At 55.4% G+C, this 17,172-nt stretch carries 15 protein-coding genes; 14 read left to right on the top strand and 1 reads right to left on the bottom strand.

What is annotated here, in order from left to right; all coding sequences use genetic code 11:
• The first annotated feature begins 169 nt into the window (after window positions 1-169).
• The 4 genes from ACI5FR_RS08095 to ACI5FR_RS08110 all read left to right on the top strand — a co-directional run bounded on the left by ACI5FR_RS08095 (window position 170) and on the right by ACI5FR_RS08110 (window position 4,271).
• Window positions 170-1,141 carry an ABC transporter permease gene (locus ACI5FR_RS08095; RefSeq protein WP_405452773.1) on the top strand — a complete coding sequence of 324 codons (972 nt, stop codon included), beginning with the start codon at window positions 170-172 and terminating at the stop codon, window positions 1,139-1,141.
• A 12-nt stretch (window positions 1,142-1,153) separates the two neighbouring features.
• Window positions 1,154-2,017 carry a carbohydrate ABC transporter permease gene (locus tag ACI5FR_RS08100; protein ID WP_405452776.1) on the top strand — a complete coding sequence of 288 codons (864 nt, stop codon included), beginning with the start codon at window positions 1,154-1,156 and terminating at the stop codon, window positions 2,015-2,017.
• Between the two features lie 65 nt (window positions 2,018-2,082).
• Entirely contained in the window at window positions 2,083-3,636 is a 1,554-nt protein-coding gene (locus ACI5FR_RS08105; RefSeq protein ID WP_405452779.1) for an extracellular solute-binding protein, read from the top strand.
• Window positions 3,637-3,761: 125 nt separating this feature from the next.
• The gene (locus ACI5FR_RS08110; protein WP_405452782.1) at window positions 3,762-4,271 is read left to right on the top strand and encodes an ATP-binding cassette domain-containing protein; all 510 of its coding nucleotides are present in this window, start codon (window positions 3,762-3,764) and stop codon (window positions 4,269-4,271) included.
• 54 nt (window positions 4,272-4,325) lie between these two features.
• On the opposite strand, the gene ACI5FR_RS08115 is transcribed toward ACI5FR_RS08110, so the two are convergent.
• Window positions 4,326-5,234, bottom strand: coding sequence for a helix-turn-helix domain-containing protein (locus ACI5FR_RS08115; protein WP_405452785.1), 909 nt, complete (start codon window positions 5,232-5,234; stop codon window positions 4,326-4,328).
• A gap of 147 nt (window positions 5,235-5,381) precedes the next feature.
• On the opposite strand from ACI5FR_RS08115, the gene ACI5FR_RS08120 reads away from it, so the two are divergent.
• The 10 genes from ACI5FR_RS08120 to ACI5FR_RS08165 all read left to right on the top strand — a co-directional run bounded on the left by ACI5FR_RS08120 (window position 5,382) and on the right by ACI5FR_RS08165 (window position 17,028).
• On the top strand, window positions 5,382-6,149 hold the full coding sequence (locus ACI5FR_RS08120; RefSeq protein WP_405452788.1) for a phytanoyl-CoA dioxygenase family protein: 768 nt from the start codon (window positions 5,382-5,384) through the stop codon (window positions 6,147-6,149).
• A gap of 54 nt (window positions 6,150-6,203) precedes the next feature.
• Window positions 6,204-7,925 carry a response regulator gene (locus ACI5FR_RS08125; protein WP_405452791.1) on the top strand — a complete coding sequence of 574 codons (1,722 nt, stop codon included), beginning with the start codon at window positions 6,204-6,206 and terminating at the stop codon, window positions 7,923-7,925.
• Window positions 7,922-8,497, top strand: coding sequence for an MCP four helix bundle domain-containing protein (locus ACI5FR_RS08130; protein WP_405452794.1), 576 nt, complete (start codon window positions 7,922-7,924; stop codon window positions 8,495-8,497). Before ACI5FR_RS08125 ends, ACI5FR_RS08130 begins: the two co-directional genes overlap by 4 nt.
• Complete coding sequence (locus tag ACI5FR_RS08135) at window positions 8,422-9,753, top strand: cache domain-containing sensor histidine kinase (protein WP_405452797.1); 1,332 nt, start codon at window positions 8,422-8,424, stop codon at window positions 9,751-9,753. Before ACI5FR_RS08130 ends, ACI5FR_RS08135 begins: the two co-directional genes overlap by 76 nt.
• A 95-nt stretch (window positions 9,754-9,848) precedes the next feature.
• Complete coding sequence (locus tag ACI5FR_RS08140) at window positions 9,849-10,805, top strand: ABC transporter permease (RefSeq protein WP_405452800.1); 957 nt, start codon at window positions 9,849-9,851, stop codon at window positions 10,803-10,805.
• 31 nt (window positions 10,806-10,836) lie between these two features.
• Window positions 10,837-11,709: a carbohydrate ABC transporter permease gene (locus tag ACI5FR_RS08145; protein WP_405452803.1), complete on the top strand. Its 873-nt coding sequence runs from the start codon at window positions 10,837-10,839 to the stop codon at window positions 11,707-11,709.
• A 79-nt stretch (window positions 11,710-11,788) separates the two neighbouring features.
• The gene (locus tag ACI5FR_RS08150) at window positions 11,789-13,309 is read left to right on the top strand and encodes an extracellular solute-binding protein (protein WP_405452805.1); all 1,521 of its coding nucleotides are present in this window, start codon (window positions 11,789-11,791) and stop codon (window positions 13,307-13,309) included.
• A 115-nt stretch (window positions 13,310-13,424) separates the two neighbouring features.
• Window positions 13,425-13,796 carry an iron chaperone gene (locus ACI5FR_RS08155; protein WP_405452808.1) on the top strand — a complete coding sequence of 124 codons (372 nt, stop codon included), beginning with the start codon at window positions 13,425-13,427 and terminating at the stop codon, window positions 13,794-13,796.
• A 301-nt stretch (window positions 13,797-14,097) separates the two neighbouring features.
• Window positions 14,098-14,451, top strand: coding sequence for a RidA family protein (locus tag ACI5FR_RS08160; RefSeq protein WP_405452811.1), 354 nt, complete (start codon window positions 14,098-14,100; stop codon window positions 14,449-14,451).
• Between the two features lie 27 nt (window positions 14,452-14,478).
• Entirely contained in the window at window positions 14,479-17,028 is a 2,550-nt protein-coding gene (locus ACI5FR_RS08165; RefSeq protein WP_405452814.1) for a sigma-70 family RNA polymerase sigma factor, read from the top strand.
• Window positions 17,029-17,172: the final 144 nt, after the last annotated feature.

Consider the following 17,172-nt stretch of genomic DNA (forward strand, 5'->3'; position numbering starts at 1 on the left):
TCGTTTAATCGGAGCGTCTTGCATCTTTTTTCACGCTTTGGGTCCATAATGTGATGAAATGATACCGCTTGAAAAAGAAAAATAGCAACCAAACCTAAGATAAGATTCTAGCACTGAGGGTTGGAATCGCTTACACTCGATTCGAGAACTTGATAAAGGGGAAAATTCTATGGCAATGGAGCCTGTCGCTTCCTCGGCAAAGGTCACCCCGCGGTCCGGGCTTCGGGCGGAAAAGCGCGCGCCTTTATCCAAGCATGTGTGGATGAACCGATATTTGTACCTAATGCTTATACCCGGGCTTGCCTACTATTTAATCTTTCATTATTTGCCCATGTACGGAGCCATCATCGCGTTCAAAAATTTTAATCTGTCCAAAGGGATTCTCGGAAGTCCATGGGCCGGGCTCTACCATTTCCGCGAGCTATTCGGGCAAGACAAGTTTTGGGAGGTATTCCGGAACACGCTGCTGATCAGCCTGTACCGCTTGATATTCGGTTTTCCCGCTCCGATCATAGCGGCTCTGTTATTGAACGAAGTCCGCAAGATGGCCTTCAAGCGCACGATTCAAACCATTATTTATTTGCCGCATTTCGTTTCCTGGGTCATTATGGGCGGCATTCTCGTCAGCTTGCTTTCGCTCGATTACGGCATGATCAACCATTTACTTGCGCGAATCGGCATTGAGCCGATCCCCTTTCTTTCGAGCCCGAGCTATTTTCGCAGCGTGCTGGTCGGGTCGATGATCTGGAAGGAGTTCGGCTGGAACACGATCATCTATATGGCTGCCCTTGCTGGCATCAATCCGCAGCTTTACGAGGCGGCCATGATCGACGGCGCCAGCCGATTCCAGCGAATGCTCTATATCACACTTCCCGGCATCAAGCATACGATCGTTATTCTCCTGATCCTTCGTATGGGATACATGATGGAAGCGGGGTTCGAGCAAATTTTCGTGCTTCTCAATGCGACCGTCATCTCGGTAGCCGACATCATCGACACGTACGTGTACCAGTTGGGTCTTGAGGAAGGCCAATTCAGTTTGGCGGCTGCTGTAGGGCTGTTCAAGTCGCTCATCAATTTCAGCTTGCTGCTGATCGCCAACCGACTGGCCAAGGCCATGGGCGAACGCGGGCTTTACTAGGGAGGACTACCGATGAAAACAAGCTGGAGCAGCAAATGGTTCGATGCAGGGAATACAGTCTTTCTCATCCTCCTGGCCGTCATCACGCTTTATCCGTTCTGGGATTCGCTCGTCATCTCGATCATTCCGCTCGAGGAGTACATCAATGCTTCGATCCATTGGCGGCCTCATACAATCGATCTGGAAGCCTACGCCTACTTGCTTGAAATGCCGCTTTTATGGACGTCTTACGGGAATGCGATTTTCGTTACCGTGGTCGGAACCGCCATCAACATGCTGATTACCATTATGACGGCATATGCTCTGTCCAAGCAGCATCTGCGAGGGCGCGGACTGTTCATGATCCTAATCATTTTCACGATGATGTTCAGCGGCGGAATTATTCCAAACTATATCATTGTCAAAAATCTGGGGATGCTGAATTCGCTCTGGTCGCTCATCATTCCGAGTGCGATCAACACGTTCAATATGATCGTCCTGATGAATTTCTTTTTTACCGTACCGGAAAGTCTGGAGGAATCCGCCAAAATCGACGGCTGCAACGACCTCGGCATTTTGTTCCGAATCGTCATTCCTCTTTCCATGCCGGCTATCGCGACGATCACCCTGTTCTATGCAGTCGGACGATGGAACGAATATTTCAATGCCGTCCTCTACATTACCGAAGCCAAAAAGTGGACGCTGCAGGTGTTCCTGCGGGCGATGCTGTTCGAGAACCAGGCCGCAGCCCAGTCCGGCGGAGATTCGCCAAGCCTGCTCGGAGAGCCGATTAAAATGGCAACTGTCATGATTTCCACGATCCCGGTTCTGCTCATCTATCCGTTCTTTCAGAAGCATTTCGTCAAAGGCGTTACGCTCGGCGGTGTCAAGGAATAGGGTGAGCCGGCGATTCGCGAGAATCCCGTTACCGATATACGATCATTTAAAGGGAGGATTGCACATTGAGGGGAATACAAAAAGTTGGGACGGCCGTATTAACCTTACTACTGGCAGGCTCCGCCGTTTTGGCCGGGTGCTCCGACAGCAGCGGAAAGCCGTCGGGGTCGGGGGATTCATCAGGGAATCCGGTGCCGATTACGTGGCTGCGTGCTGGGGACATGGCATCCAAGGTCGGCGATGCGGACGATCGCATTATTCAGGAAATCAACAAAAGGCTGAATATCAAGCTTACGATTAAGATGGTGCCCCAGAACGACTTTGAAAAAGTAACCGTGGCGATGGCATCCGGCGATTATCCCGATGTAGTAACGATGGCTTATCCGAATGCTGCCGTCAACCAATGGATCAAGGACGGCATTTTACTTCCGCTTAACGACTACCTGAAAGACATGCCGACTGTGAAAGCATCGCTCGATAAAGAAGTGCCTTGGTCGGCGGTAAATGGAAACTACTACGGAAACCTGTTTATGACCTCGCAGGTGTATTCTAACCTGGCCCTCTCGTACCGCAAGGATTGGTTGAAAAAGCTCGGGATGAAGGAGCCGACCAGCCTGGATGAATTTTATGAAGTGCTGAAAGCGATGCGCACGAAGGATCCGGACGGAAACGGCAAAGAAGACACGTACGGCTTGAGCGCATTTGTAACCGACGCCTCGGCGCCGATGAACAACCTGGATTTCATTTTCTATGCTTATGGGATGCCATATGCGGATTGGGCACTGGATGACAAGGGCAATGTGATTCCACGATTCGAGCATCCCTCCTTCAAGAAGGGAATGGAGTATTTAATCAAGCTTTACACTGAAAAGCTTCTCGATCCCGAGTTTATGGTCAACAACACGATCCAGCTCGGGGAGACGAAGTTTTTCCAAAGCAAAATCGGCGTGCTTCCGAACTACTTGTTCCGAAATTTCTCCCGCATCCAATCGAGCCTGCAAAAGGCCGTGCCGACCGGAGAGCTGGGCTACATGAGCGCTCCGAAAGGGCCGGACGGCAAGAAAGGGATCAAGGGAGCGGACAAATCCGGCTACATCACCGGTGTGACGAAGGCGGCCAAGGATCCCAAGAAGGCGGCGCAGTTCATCGAATTCCTTCGTTCCAAGGAGGGCTTCGATTTGCTGACGCTTGGCATGAAAGACGTCCACTATAAGCAGCAGGGGGATAAAATCGAATATATCGAGGCTGAACGGACGAAAGACGGTTTCGCTGCGAACGGATGGGCTCACTGGCTCACCTGGGGCGCGCTCACGTGGCCGCTCGATTCGAAATACGTTCCGGCCACAGAGCCGAGCCGCGAGGATGCGCTCAAATCGGTCGAAGTCGCAACGGGGGATATGGTGCCGAATCTTGTCAGCCTGAAGCCGGATGCAGAAGTGAAGAACACGAAAATTCTGAACGGCATTTATAACGAATATTTCGCCAAGCTCGTATCAAGCCCTGGCAATACCGACCAGCTCCTGAAGGAACTGAGTCAAAAATGGCGCTCCCAAGGTGGAGACGAAGTGCTGAAGGCCGTGACGGAAATCTACAACAGCCAGAAGCAGGCTAAGAAGTAAGGAAAAGGGCGACCCGTTTTCGAGGAATGTCGGAAACCGGTCGCCTGCTCATTCTAGGGCGAATGCCGGGCCGAATGTCTCCGTTTCACTCGTATATAATCGTAACGAGTCAAAAGGGATGGGGGATGTCCGCAGCCGCCAGATCGCCGTCTATCGTTTTTGAGAACGTTTCTTTCCGTTATTCGGAGCATGGCGAATGGATCGTAAGAGTTATCGATATCAGCATTGCTCCCGGCGAATGGATATCTATCGTAGGAGGATACGGCTCGGGAAAGTCGACCTTCGTTAAATTAGTGAACGGCTTGCTGACGGCCGGGACGGTCGGCGTTACGGCCGAAGAGGATATCGCGTTTGGCGTTACAACGGGATCGCTCGGGCTGGCATTAGGCTTCAGCATTGCGCACTCCAAAAATCGGATACAGGTTGTCTTGTTTGCCGCTCTCGCTTTATGGGCCGGAATTGCTATGGTACTATATGCCTTTCGCTTTCCACTGCTCGGGCCTTCGGTCCCCCAGAGCTTTGATATCGCTAGTGTAATGTATATCTTTTTATTTAGTTTGCTCTATAGCGCGATATGGACGGAACTTAGCCTCCGGTTATTGGCGAGACTAAGAAAATCCGCACACGGATTATGAAGAACAAAACGACTCTGTAGCCTTACACAGGGCCGTTTTTTTGCGAGGGCGTCGCTAGATGCGATGCGTCTTGCGATACGCGGACGGGCTGAGCCGCATGGCACGCGTAAACACGCGGCTGAGGTAAAAACCGTTCGGGTAGCCGCACTGGTCGGCGATCGAATCGAGCGTCGCATCGGATTCGACCAGAAGGCGCCGGGCTCGCGCCAGGCGCACTTCGGTGGCATAGGCGACCGGAGCCGTGCCGTAGGCGGCTTGGAAGCGCCGCGTCAGCTGCGGGCCGGCAAGGCCGAGCTTGTCCGCCAGCGCGCCGAGCGTGAAGCCTGTGCTGCAGGCGTGCTGCTCGATATAGGCGGCCGCATGGTGCATCAGAGGCTCGGCGGTTCGCCGTTCCCTCAGGCGTTCCGCGGCGCTGCGCTCGTGCGCGATGACGAACAGCAGATCGGCAGCCAGATGCGCGATGGCCGCGTCCGGATTGGCGCCGCCATTCCGGTCATGAAGCTCGTTCATATAACCGAACGACGAACTGAGCCGCTGTACGTCGCGGATGCGCACTTTACCGCCGCGAGGAGGAAGGGCTCCGAAACGATCGTTATCTTCGAAGGCGTATTCGACGAAAACGAACGACAGCGGCTCCACCGCCCGCCGCCACAGCGTCGTGCCAGGCGGACACAGCAGCAGCTCGCCGAAACCTGCAACGCCCTCACGCTCCCAGCGATAGAATTCGGCTGAGTCAAGATTCAATTCTGCTTTGCTTGTCGCAGCTGCATCACCCTCCGCCGCAAGGCCTTCCACTAACGCCGCATTCACCGTCGCATTCGTCTCGTTTGCCTCGATCATCGCAAACCTGAACGACCCGGTCTGAGCGGCCAACAGGACCCACCCCTCGTACACATCCTCCTCCAGCGAAAATTTCTCGCGCGGCCCGCTGCACGTATATCGTTTGACCCTCGCTCCATTCATCCGATCGGCTCACCCCTCCACATTTGACTGATGCAAAAAAAGATATGAAATAGTATAAAACACGGCATGGCGTTTGGGAAGGGGCTGCGCTAGGATGAAGGTATCAGCCGAGTATGCCGGCAAAAACATAAAGGAGGGGCAACATTTATGAAACAGGCGTTGAATATTCTCACGAACGAGCAAATCGACTCTTATAACAAAAACGGATATTTAGTTCTGCGCAATGTGTTCAGCGAGGCCGAAGCGAAGGTGATGCAGCTGGAATGCGACCGGCTGCTGACGCCGAGTCCGTATGTCGATCCCTATAACGCCCGTGTCGCTTACCGTACGTATGCGCAGGGCCAAAAAATCGAGAAGCTCGATCCGGTTCATGACATTTCCCCGGTCCTGACCGCGCTGGTCCGCGATGAGCGGATTTTGGCGCCGCTGCGAGACATCTACATGGACGAACCGCTGCTGTTCAAAGACAAGCTGATCTTCAAGCTGCCGGGCACGAACGGCTATACGATGCATCAGGATGCCGCCTACTGGCAGGTGTTCCCGATGGAGGGACTGATCTCGGTGATGGTGGCGATCGACGGTGCGACCAAGGAAAACGGCGGGCTGGAATTGTTCCCCGGGTACCACGATCGGTTCCGCTCCGAACCGGGCGCCTTACGGAACATGAATGCCAAGGAAATCTCCGAAATCGACCTTTCCACAGGGGAGCTCGTCGAGACGAATCCCGGCGACATCATCCTGTTCCATTCGTTTACGCCGCACCAGAGCGGACCGAACCTATCGGACGTGAGCCGCAAACAGCTGTATTTGACCTATTCGCCGTCGAAAAACGGGCAGCTATACAACGCGCACTACCAGCATTACAAGCGGTATGCGCTGAAGGGCAAAGATATCTCGCAGTATTACTTCCTGTAAGCGGCCGCTAGCCGTCAAGTCCCTCCCGGTACATGTACCGGGAGGGACTTGACGTTGACAGCCGCGAGGGAGAGGTTCTATGCTTCACCTAGAGAGGGCGACGTGGGGAGGGTTCCGATGTATTCGCTTATAATCGTAGAAGATGAAGAGCTGATCCGCGAAGGCATGAAGAGCTGTTTGGACTGGCCGGCGTACGGCATCGAACTGGCCGGCGATGCGGCAGACGGCAAGGCGGCGTTGGAGCTGGCGCACCGGCTGCGGCCCGACATCATCTTGACCGATGTGGTGATGGCGGAGATGGACGGGATCGAATTCGTCCGCCGGCTGCGCGCCGAGATCCCGGACAAGACGATCCGCGTCGTGATGATCAGCGGCCATGAGGACGTGGACTACATCAAGTCGGCGCTCAAGCTGCAGGTGGTCGACTATTTGCTGAAGCCCTTTCACACCGAAGAGCTGGAGGAGGTGCTCGCCAAGGTGCTGCGCGATTGCGACCAGGAGCGGAGCGTGAGCGAACGGATCAGCAGCCTGGAGCGGCACCGCGACGTGTCGCTCACGCTGATGCGCGAGCGGTTCCTTCAGGAATGGATGGACCGTGAGCTGGACGAGGCGGAACTCGCGGGGTATCTGGAGGTGCTGGGCGGCGGTCCGGAAGGCGACACCGGACTAGCTCCGATCGGACCGGGACAAGCGGCGGAGGAAGCCGCCGTGCATTTGGCGCTGTTCGGGGAGGCGGCTCCGGAGGAGGCTCTAGCGGCCGACACCGCGTCCGGCGACCCCAGTACCGCGCTCTTCTACGGCGCCGCGTACATAGAAGCCGCCGGCGAGCGCCCGGACAACAGCTCGACGGCCGTTCCCGGCGAGCCGCCGCTCGTGCTGTTCGAGGCGGGCGGCGGCGCCCTCGGCGCGGTGTTCGCGGCCTCGCCGCAAGAAGGCGCCGCCGCGCTCGCCCGGCGCTTCGCGGGCACCGCCGCGCGTATAGGCGTCGGCGCCGCGGTGCAGCGGCCGGCGCACCTGCGCCAGGCGTTCCGCCAGGCGCGCCTGGCGCTGCTGGACGCGCGGCCGGCCGGAGCCGCTTCGGCGGCGGTCCTGTACGACGCCGGCCGCGCCTTACGCGAGGAGCCGCTCCTCGCCGACATCGCGCAGCACGAGTCCGCGCTGCTGGAGGCGCTGGAGCGGGGCGACCGCGACGCGCTGCAGCCGGCGCTGCGCGGCTTCACGGTAGCGGTCCGACGCGCCGGACCGCACGCGCTGCCGTACCTGCAGGCATTCGGCAGCATGCTGCTAGTGCAGATCGGCCGCCGGTTCCGCGCGCTGCTAGAAGCTACCGAATTTGCCGGCGGGGAGTCGGCGCTGGCCGCGCTTCACGACGCCCGCAGCGTAACCGAGCTCGAGCAGCGGCTGGCCGGCGCGCTCGAGGAGCTGGCCGACGTGATCCACAGCCGGCCGGACCAGCGCAAGGTCGTCCGCGCGGTGACCGAGTACATGCAGCGCACGTTCCGCGAGGAGCTGACACTGGCGCAGATCGCGGCGCATGTGCACCTGTCGCCCAATTATTTGGCTACCCTGTACAAAAAGGAGACCGGCACAACGGTGATCGATGCCCTGACGCAACTGAGGCTGGAAGAGGCGAAGCGGCTGCTGCGCGAGGAGTCGGGCCTGCTGATCGCAAGTCTGGCGGAGCGGGTCGGCTACAAGGACGGCAAATATTTCACCAAGCTGTTTAAGCGCGAGATCGGCCTGAATCCCAGTGAATACCGGGAGCGATGCCGATGAACCCGCACCCGCTATTTCACCGACTCCGGTCGCTTGACGCCCGCCTTAAGCTGCGCAGCAAAATGCTGATCGCTTTTATCGTCATCCTGTTCCTGCCTTCCGCAGTCATCGGCTTTTTCTCCTATCGCAAATCGTCCTCCATCCTGCAGGAGCAGACGAGCGGCGCCTATCTCGAGGCGCTCCGCCAGACGGCGATCAACATCTCGTACAGGCTGACGGAGGTGGAGAACATCTCCGAGATCCTTTATACGAACGTACAGCTGCAGGAGATTCTGCGCCGCGCGAACCGGAAGGAGCTATCGATCGGCGATATTATCGGCGACTACAAAGCGATCATCGAGATCATCCGCAATCTGGAGAAAAGCCGCAACATTTACCGCATTCGGCTGCTTGTGCCCAACAATCCGCTCTATGCGTCCGAAAACGCCAACCTGTTCCCCGTGTCCACCGCCGATCTGGCCGCGCTCGACAAGGAGCTGACGATGAATCCGGGGCTATGGAATGGCGTTACCTCGGCAGCACGACTTACATCGGCAACGTCCAGAAAAATATTGTCTCGCTGTACCGGCTGATGAAAAATTTCGAAGCGGTAAGCGAGGTGCTGGGCGTGGTGGCTATAGACGTAGACGAGAAGACGCTTTCCGGCGTACTGGAAAATATGAGCCTGGCGCTTCCTTACCGGGCGATGCTGTACAAGGGCGATTCTCTGGTGGCGTCCTATACTCGAATACCGGACCAATTCCCGGCCGGCGACGAGCAATGGGAGCGGGTCCGGAGGGAAGCGCCCGAGGCGGAACAAAGCTCGCGCACCGTGCGGCTCGGCGGCAGCCCGTACTTGTCGCTCTCCCAGGCGGTCGGGAATACCGGCTGGCGGCTCGCGGTGCTCGTTCCCTCAGTAAGCATTACGAGCCAGAGCCAACTGCTCGGCTGGTTTATTCTGCTGCTGTCCGTGTCGGTCGTCATGCTCGTTTTGGCCTTGTCCGTGCTGCTGTCCCGCATGTTCACCAAACGGATTTATGTCCTGGCGGATAAAATGAAGGGCATCGAGCTGGGGCACTTCGGGGAGGTGGTCGACGTGGCCGGCCATGACGAGATTTCGTTCCTGCAGCGGCGCTTCAACCAGATGTCGCTGCAGATCAAGAGCCTGATCGGGGAAGTCTACACCATCACCGTCACCAAGCAGCGCGAGGAGATGAAGGTGCTGGAGGGCCGAATCAATTCGCATTTCCTGTATAACACACTTGATACGGTCAAATGGATGGCGCTCAAATCGAAAGCGCCGGACATCGCGCATGTGGTGACGAACTTGTCCAAGTTTTTTCGCATCAGTCTGAACCGCGGCCAGGAGACGATCGCCGTGGAGAAGGAGCTGGAGCATGTCAAAGCGTACATGGAAATCCAAAACATCCGCTTCAGCGGTGCGATCGTCTGCCGAACCCGCATCGATCCGGCGCTGAACGGGGTGGGCATCCAGAAGTTGATTCTCCAGCCGATCGTCGAAAACGCCATCGTTCACGGAATTAACAAAAGCCCGGACAAAACGGGCACGATTACAATCCGGGGACGGCTGAGGGGCGAGACGGTCGAATTTTTCATCTTCGACGACGGCGCCGGTATGACTCGGGAGGCGACGGCCGCACTGCTGACACCAGATAGCCCTGGGTACGGGCTGCGCAACGTGCATCAACGGCTGCAGCTCGCCTACGGCACGGATTTCGGCGCGAAAATCCGCAGCCGGCCGGGCGGAGGAACGGCGGTTCGTCTGCAGCTTACGATTTTCTCCCGGGAAGCGCTTCCCATGAGCGTAAGATCCGACACCCAATCGTAGAGCTGCCCCGTTTTCGGGGCCTTTTTGTTTCTGTAGAATAAACAGTAGCCGCACTTGAAAGCGATTGCACAACAAGAGAGAGGAGGGGCTGCAGCATGGCCGACACCACCAAGCGAACCGCCGCAGCGCAGGCGACCATTGTCCGGCGCAGCGCATGGCGGGCTGTGATCCGGAACGATTATGACTTGTATTTGCTGCTTGTCCCCGGGCTGCTGGTGATGCTGATTTTTCGCTACCTGCCGATGGCGGGCGCCATCATCGCCTTCAAGGACTACAATTTGTTCGACGGCATTTGGGGCAGTCCCTGGGTCGGGCTGAAGCATTTTCAGGAGCTGCTGGAGCAGCCGAAGTTTTGGGAGGTGCTGCGGAACACGCTCCTCATCAACATGTATAAGCTCGTGTTCCAGTTCCCGCTGCCGATTATCCTGGCCCTTATGATCAACGAGGTCCGCAACCTGGCGTTCAAGCGCATCACCCAGAGCGTCACCTACCTGCCGCATTTTTTGTCCTGGGTTATCATCAGCGCGATCTTCATCAATCTGTTGTCTCCGCAGACGGGGGTGCTGAAGGGGGCGTTCGCCTTCTTCGGGATGCAGGATATCATGATGATCGCCGACGAGCGGTTTTTCCGCAGCATCCTTGTCCTGTCGACCGCGTGGAAGGAAACCGGCTGGTCCTCGATCATCTACCTGTCGGCCATCCTGGCGATCGATCCGGGGCAATATGAGGCGGCTCGCATCGACGGCGCCGGCAAGCTGCGGCAAATCTGGCACATCACTTTGCCCGGCATCCGCAACGTCATCATCTTCATTATCCTGCTGCGCATCGGCAGCGCACTCGGCAATGACCTGGAGCAGGTGCTCATGTTCTACAGCCCCTTCGTCTACAGCGTAGGCGACGTCATCGGCACCTATGTGTACCGCATCGGCCTGACGGAGATGAAATACAGCTTCACGACCGCGATCGGCTTGTTCCAGTCGGTCATCGGGATGACGCTGATCGCTTCGGCCAACTACCTGAGCAAAAAATTCGGAGAACGCAGCCTGTGGTAAGCGGCGAGCGAAGGAAAGCGGGGGACTCGACATGCGGTTGAGAACGAGAGGCGAAGCGATCTTCGAATGGTTCAATTACACCTTGCTCGTGCTGATTATCCTGACTTGCCTCATTCCGGTGCTGAATATCGCCGCGAAGTCGCTGAGCGACGAAGCGAGCGTGATGGCCGGCGAGGTGCTGATCTGGCCCATTCACTTCACGACCGATGCGTACGGCATCGTGCTGGGCAGCCAGAAATTTCTTACTTCGTTTCGAAACTCGGTGTACATCACGATGGTCGGCACGCTCCTCAATGTCATCCTTACGGTGTGCACCGGTTATGCGCTGTCCCGCAGCCGGCTGAAGGGGCAGAAGGCAATCATGATGCTCTATGTATTCACGATGCTGTTCAATGCCGGGATCATACCGACCTATCTCGTCGTCAAGGGCGCGGGGCTGATCAATTCGTATTGGGCGCTGATCGTGCCGGCCCTCGTCAGCCCGTTCAATATGATCATCGTTCGGCTGTACTTCATGAACTTGCCGGACAGCCTGGAGGAATCAGGCAAAATCGACGGCGCCAGCAACGTGCGCATCCTGGTCTCGATCATGGTCCCCCTGGCGATGCCGGTGATCGCTACCATCGCTCTGTTCTGCGCGGTGGAGTATTGGAACAGCTATTTCGACGCGTTGATGTATATCAATGACGCGAAGCTGATGCCGCTGCAAGTGTACCTGCGCGAGATGCTGCTGAATGCGGCGGACGCGAGCAACAACGTCGATATGCTGGCGCAGGTGAACGTCTCGCAGGAGTCGATCCGCGGGGCTACGGTGGTGGCGGCGACGCTGCCGATCGTAGTGGTTTATCCGTTTTTGCAGCGGTACTTTGTCAAAGGGGTTGTGCTCGGCGCCGTAAAAGGCTGAGATAGAAGCGAGCAGGGCGGGTTCGGCGGCTTCTCGACGCTGCCGTCCAAAAGAAAATCGATAATGGGAGGCGTCATCGATGAAAGTAAGGTATGGGAAAAAGATGGGGGCCACGCTGGCGGCGACGCTGGTGCTAGGGGCCGTACTTGCAGGGTGCGGCGGATCGGGTGGGGATTCTCAGGCTTCGCCCTCTGCCGCTCCGGCCGGTGGATCGAGCTCGGCGGCACCGGCGGGCAAAGTGACCCTTAAGGTGCTGGTGCCGAACAACGTGGAGGAGTTCCCGAGCGGGTCGGATATCAACAACAATGAAATCGCGAACGGGATCCGTGAGAAAACGGGCTTCGATGTACAGTGGGAGCTCTTACCCAAAGATGCGGAGGCCGCCCGTCAAAAGCTGAACCTCACCATGGCGTCCGGCGATACGCCCGATCTGATCATCATGAACGACAAGACGCTGTTCGGCAGCTTCGTCCAGCAGGGGCTGCTCACTCCGCTCGATACGCTGCTGAATGAGGTCGGGCCGGATATCAAAAAGATTTATTCGCCCGAGCAGATGCGATCGGCGAGCTCCGGCGGGAAGCTGTACGCGATCCGGGCCGCTTACTTCGGCACGCCGAACTCCGGCTTCCTGACGCGCAAGGATTTGCTGCAGGAGCTGGGATTGTCCGAGCCGAAAAATCAGGATGATTTCTATACGCTGCTGAAGACGGTAAAAGAGAAAAAGCCGGACATGATCCCCTATACGGCGAATTTGGCCCAAGGGCTGAGCGGGCTGGACGGGATCGCGGCGATGTTCATCCCTCCGGTCGATTATTCGATGAAGGACGGCAAAACGGTTTACAACCCGGTGTCGCCGGCGGCCAAGGACTTCCTCGCCTTCGCTAACAAGCTTTACTCCGAGGGCCTGCTCGATAAGGAATCGGTCGTCAACAAAATCGAGAACGTGAAGGAGAAGCTCGTCGGCGGCAAAGCGTTTATGACCACGATGGGCTGGGCGGACGCCAAAACGACGGGCGATGCCGTCAAAGCGAAGATTCCATCGTCCGACCTCGGCTACATCGATGCGGTGACGGGCAAAAATGGAGCTTACGGCATGGCCAAAAACAGCTCGGTGACCCGCTATATGATCGTGCCGCGGGCTAGCAAAAAGGCGAAAGAAGTCATGCAGTTCCTGAATAAAGTGGCGACGAATGAATTGATCGACTACATCTCCTTCGGGGTCGAAGGCAAGCATTACGAGAAGAAGAACGGCCAGTATGTCGCCACCCCGGCGGCGGATACGATCCGATTCCGCGTCTACTACAACATGTTCGATACGATCGAGCTCGGCCTGCAGCGCATGGAGCAAAAAGGGTTCGCGCCTTATTTCAATCCGCTGCTGAAGCCGTCGAAGTATGAAAACGTCATCGATCAGTTGCCGCCGGTTGAAGCCGCCGACAAAAAGAGCAAGGAAATTCTCGATTTGAAAAACGAGTATTTCCTGAAAATCATCACCGGCGCGATGCCGATCTCGGCCTTCGACGAATTCATCTCCAAGTGGCAAAAGGCGGGCGGTGAAGACGCGCTTAAGGCGCTCACCGACGCTTACAATGCGAAATAATCGGCTTTTCATGGAACCGTCCCCGTGGGTTGAGGGGACGGTTTTTCGCGTTTGCTGTTAGAAACCTAAAAAATGTTATACTGACGAAAGAATTCTTATTTTAGGAGGGAACAATATGGAAGTTTTTGCAGAGTATTTATCTCGAATTGATAACCCTGACCACCGTGACCGAACAGAGGAAATTTTGGCGTGGGTTGCTAATAAATTCCCGAATTTGGTACCGATCATCAAGTGGAATACGCCCATGTTTTCAGATCACGGAACATATATCATTGGCTTTTCCACAGCGAAGCAGCATTTGAGCGTTTCACCCGAAGAAGCAGCCATAGCGCACTTTGCCGATGACATTGCACAAGCTGGCTACAGCGCTACCAAAGGCTTGTTTCGAATCTCGTGGAATGAGCCGATAAATTACGAATTACTTGAGAAAATGATCGAGTTTAATATTTTGGATAAGGCAGGCTATTCAACTTTTTGGAGAAAATAGAAAAAAGATTTTACTTAACAAGCATTTTCTCAACTCAGAGGGTCACTTTCATCATTATAATGGAGTCATGGTCAAAAAGCTTCGGCATTCTCGCGCCGAGGCTCACGTCGTCGGTCGAGAAGGTTTGGTCCGGTCCGCTACGTGAATAGGGTTACATTACAAGGTCGCGAAATTCGCGGCTTTTTGCTTTTATTTCCCCATGTTTCTTGTCAAGAACTTGCCGACATTACCGAAATTATTTTCCAACATGTGGTACTATTGTGTTGTTAGATTTAGAATTGCTCAGACGGGGTGAATGGTATTGAAAGAATATTTTGGTGTAAAAAATTCGACCGGTTTAGCCTACTCGCAAGCCATTAGAGTGAACGATACTCTATATGTTGCCGGTCAAGGTCCCAGCACCCTCGAGTGTACCCCAGAAGAACAAGTTAGACAAACGCTAGAAAATGTACGAGCTGTTCTTGCTGAAGTGGGATTAGATTTAAGTGACGTAGTGAAAGTTACAGCGGTTCTTAACTATGATTATGTAACACCTCAACTCTTTGAGGGAGTTTATACCGATTTTTTCCAATCTCCTTATCCAGTACGAACCGTAATCAAAAGTGATATTGGTTTCAATGTTCAAGTTGATGTGGTTGCGGTTTTTAGTCGATAAACTTCGGACGAAAAGGATGATTAATCGATGACCGTGCCGGATGAATCGTTGGCGCCGGAACCGCTAAGCGACGAACAATTGGTTATCAAGGCCCGTCTAGGGGATCGCGAAGCGTTCGACGAGCTGCTTGCCAGACATAGGGACAGAGCATTCGCCTGGGCCAAGCAAGACGTTTCGGGCGATGCGCATATGGCCGAAGATATCGTACAGGAAGCACTAATTCGAGCGTTTATGAAGCTCGGGTCGCTCGTCAATATGCGAAGGTTTTTGCCTTGGCTGAGAAGGATCGTACGAAATCAGGCTCTGATGAAGCTGCGACGCGGCGGGCCTTACCGGAACGAACGTCCTTTCAGCAGCTACGAAAGTGGTGACGCGGAGCCGGATTACGGCAATCTGGAAACCGTTCTATATCAGCTGTCCGAAAAAAAACGCTCCACCCAGCCCTACGACAATGAAGTCACAAACGAAGTGCTGAACTCAAATTTGCCGGAGACTATGCTTTGGCTCATCCGAGGTCTAGGACCGCGCGAGCGCGAAGTTTTTGAGAAGCACTTCTACGAGCAGCTGACTCCGCAGGAAATTGCCGACTATTTCGATACGACCCTGAACAGCGTACATAAGATGATTTCCCGTATCCGCAAAAAGGTTGAGGATGAAAAAATCGAGCTCGATTTGCGCAGCCGAATCCAAGCACACTTCGCAACAAGCGGCTTACGGGCCGTATGCCTGCAAAAGCCCGGGTTATTCGGTGATCGGCCGATCCATCCCGATATGGCAATACCGACCTGTTTATATCATCTCCTCCCGTATGCTGGGCAGGTGCGGTCGATGGCGGACGTGATGGGAGTTTCCGGTTACGCGTTCCTCATTAACGTCCGAACCAAAAACATCGGTCCCGACAGCGCCATGCTGTGGGACTGGGATACATTCCTCGCCAATGCGTTCCGGAATCTCGGGCTGCACTCCCGGTATGTCGACTACCAGCATTACCGGCATGCACAGGATAGTCCACACAAAACACGCAAGTTGCTGTTTACGCTCGACATGATCCGGGAGTCGATCGATGCGGGGATTCCCGTTTACTTGAATAACGGCCTTCATTATGAAGGTTCACTAATATACGGTTATGACGACATCAACCTAACTCTGCAAGTAATGGATACACGGGCGGACAAGTCGATTCCCTATACCCATCTATACTACGGAAACAACCTGACCGGTTCGGTTCCCTCCAAAGAGCTATATGCGTACGCTTGCTTCAAAGCGGAGGAGGAGGAAGCGTCAGATATCATATTCCTACGGCTTCTTGAATGGATTGTCCGCCATTCCGCTGGCCAAGACTATACATTCGGCGCATGCACAAACGGCCTGCTGGCCTATGATGCGTGGATCGATGCATTCGAGAATAAAACGATCGACCCTCTCGGGAACGCATCTTGCCTGATGGTATATGGCTGGTGCCGCGATCATGCTTCCCTCTTCTTAAAGGAGCAGTCGCTGAAGTGGGCAAACGACACGCGCTTCGGAGGGCGAATGGCCGAACTGATGCGGTTGGCCCAACATCAGTACGAAGCTGTCGCCGAATCATTCCGTAAGCTGCGTGAGTATTTTCCTTTCCCCGGAGGCGGCGATCCGCATAGTGACGGGGAAATCCAAAGGGCAACAGAGCTGCTTCGATCGGCGAAGGCGCAAGAAGCGGCCGGCGTCCGGACAGCAGACGAAATGGCCGGCCTGCTGCGTTTCTCGCTCGCCACCGGCTCGGACGCCATACAGGCGTATATTCCGATCAGCCCGTTCTATTCGTTCGGAAGAGGGCGATTGGAGGTGGAGACGGCGGAACGCCCCACTTACCGGCTCGATGCGGCCGTCATGCAGTGCCACAATCTGCGGCGGTCGCTTCAATTTTATTGCCGACTTCTTGGGCTGCAGATCATCCCGGGAATGAAGGACGGCCCGATCGGGGTGCTGCGGCTGTCATCCGGTCCGGGACTCGTGTTAATGGACGCCCGGCTCGATTTGATGCATACGGACTGGCGTCCATCGCTCATCGTACAGAGCAGTCATATTGAAAGGACGTTCGAGGAAGCGATGCGGCAGCGTTGGGACATCGTTTATCGACTGGATCGCGGCGGTGTTCATATTCAGTTTTTCGTTGCAGCCGATCCGGACGGGAATCAAGTGCTGTTCACGAGCGGTCCTTTCCCGTATACGAGCGTAGACGACCGCCAGACGGATGCGGTTGTCGAGCCGGAAATCGAGCGGTTATGCTTCACAGTCAAAGATACGGCAGTTTCGAGTACCGCGTACAGTCAGTTACTACTCGTAGCATCGTCTGTGGAATCATCCGACATTTTTTCAGTGCAAGGGAGAGTCGCTTTCATCAATAAATTCCAGTCGAACCACGGAGATACCCGAATCAGGCTTCACACGAGAGATCTGGGCAAAACATGCAAGCGGTTAAAAGAAATGAACGTGCCCATCCTATTCGGACCCGGCGATTTGGGCAGCGGTATGACGGGCATCGTCATTCAAGATCCGGATGCGAACCGCATTGCGATCCGACTGCTTGAAAAATAAATGTTTTAGGATGTCAGTTTGCTGAAAGCCATTGGCATCCCTCTAAGTATCCCCTCACGAGGAGCGATGACTATGAAAACAAACGTACGTACACGCACATTCTTACCGACAGGAGGTTGTCTATGAATCAAATCCGATTAGTTT

It is taken from the genome of Paenibacillus sp. HJGM_3, from assembly GCF_045062745.1.
Taxonomy (GTDB): domain Bacteria; phylum Bacillota; class Bacilli; order Paenibacillales; family NBRC-103111; genus Paenibacillus_AA.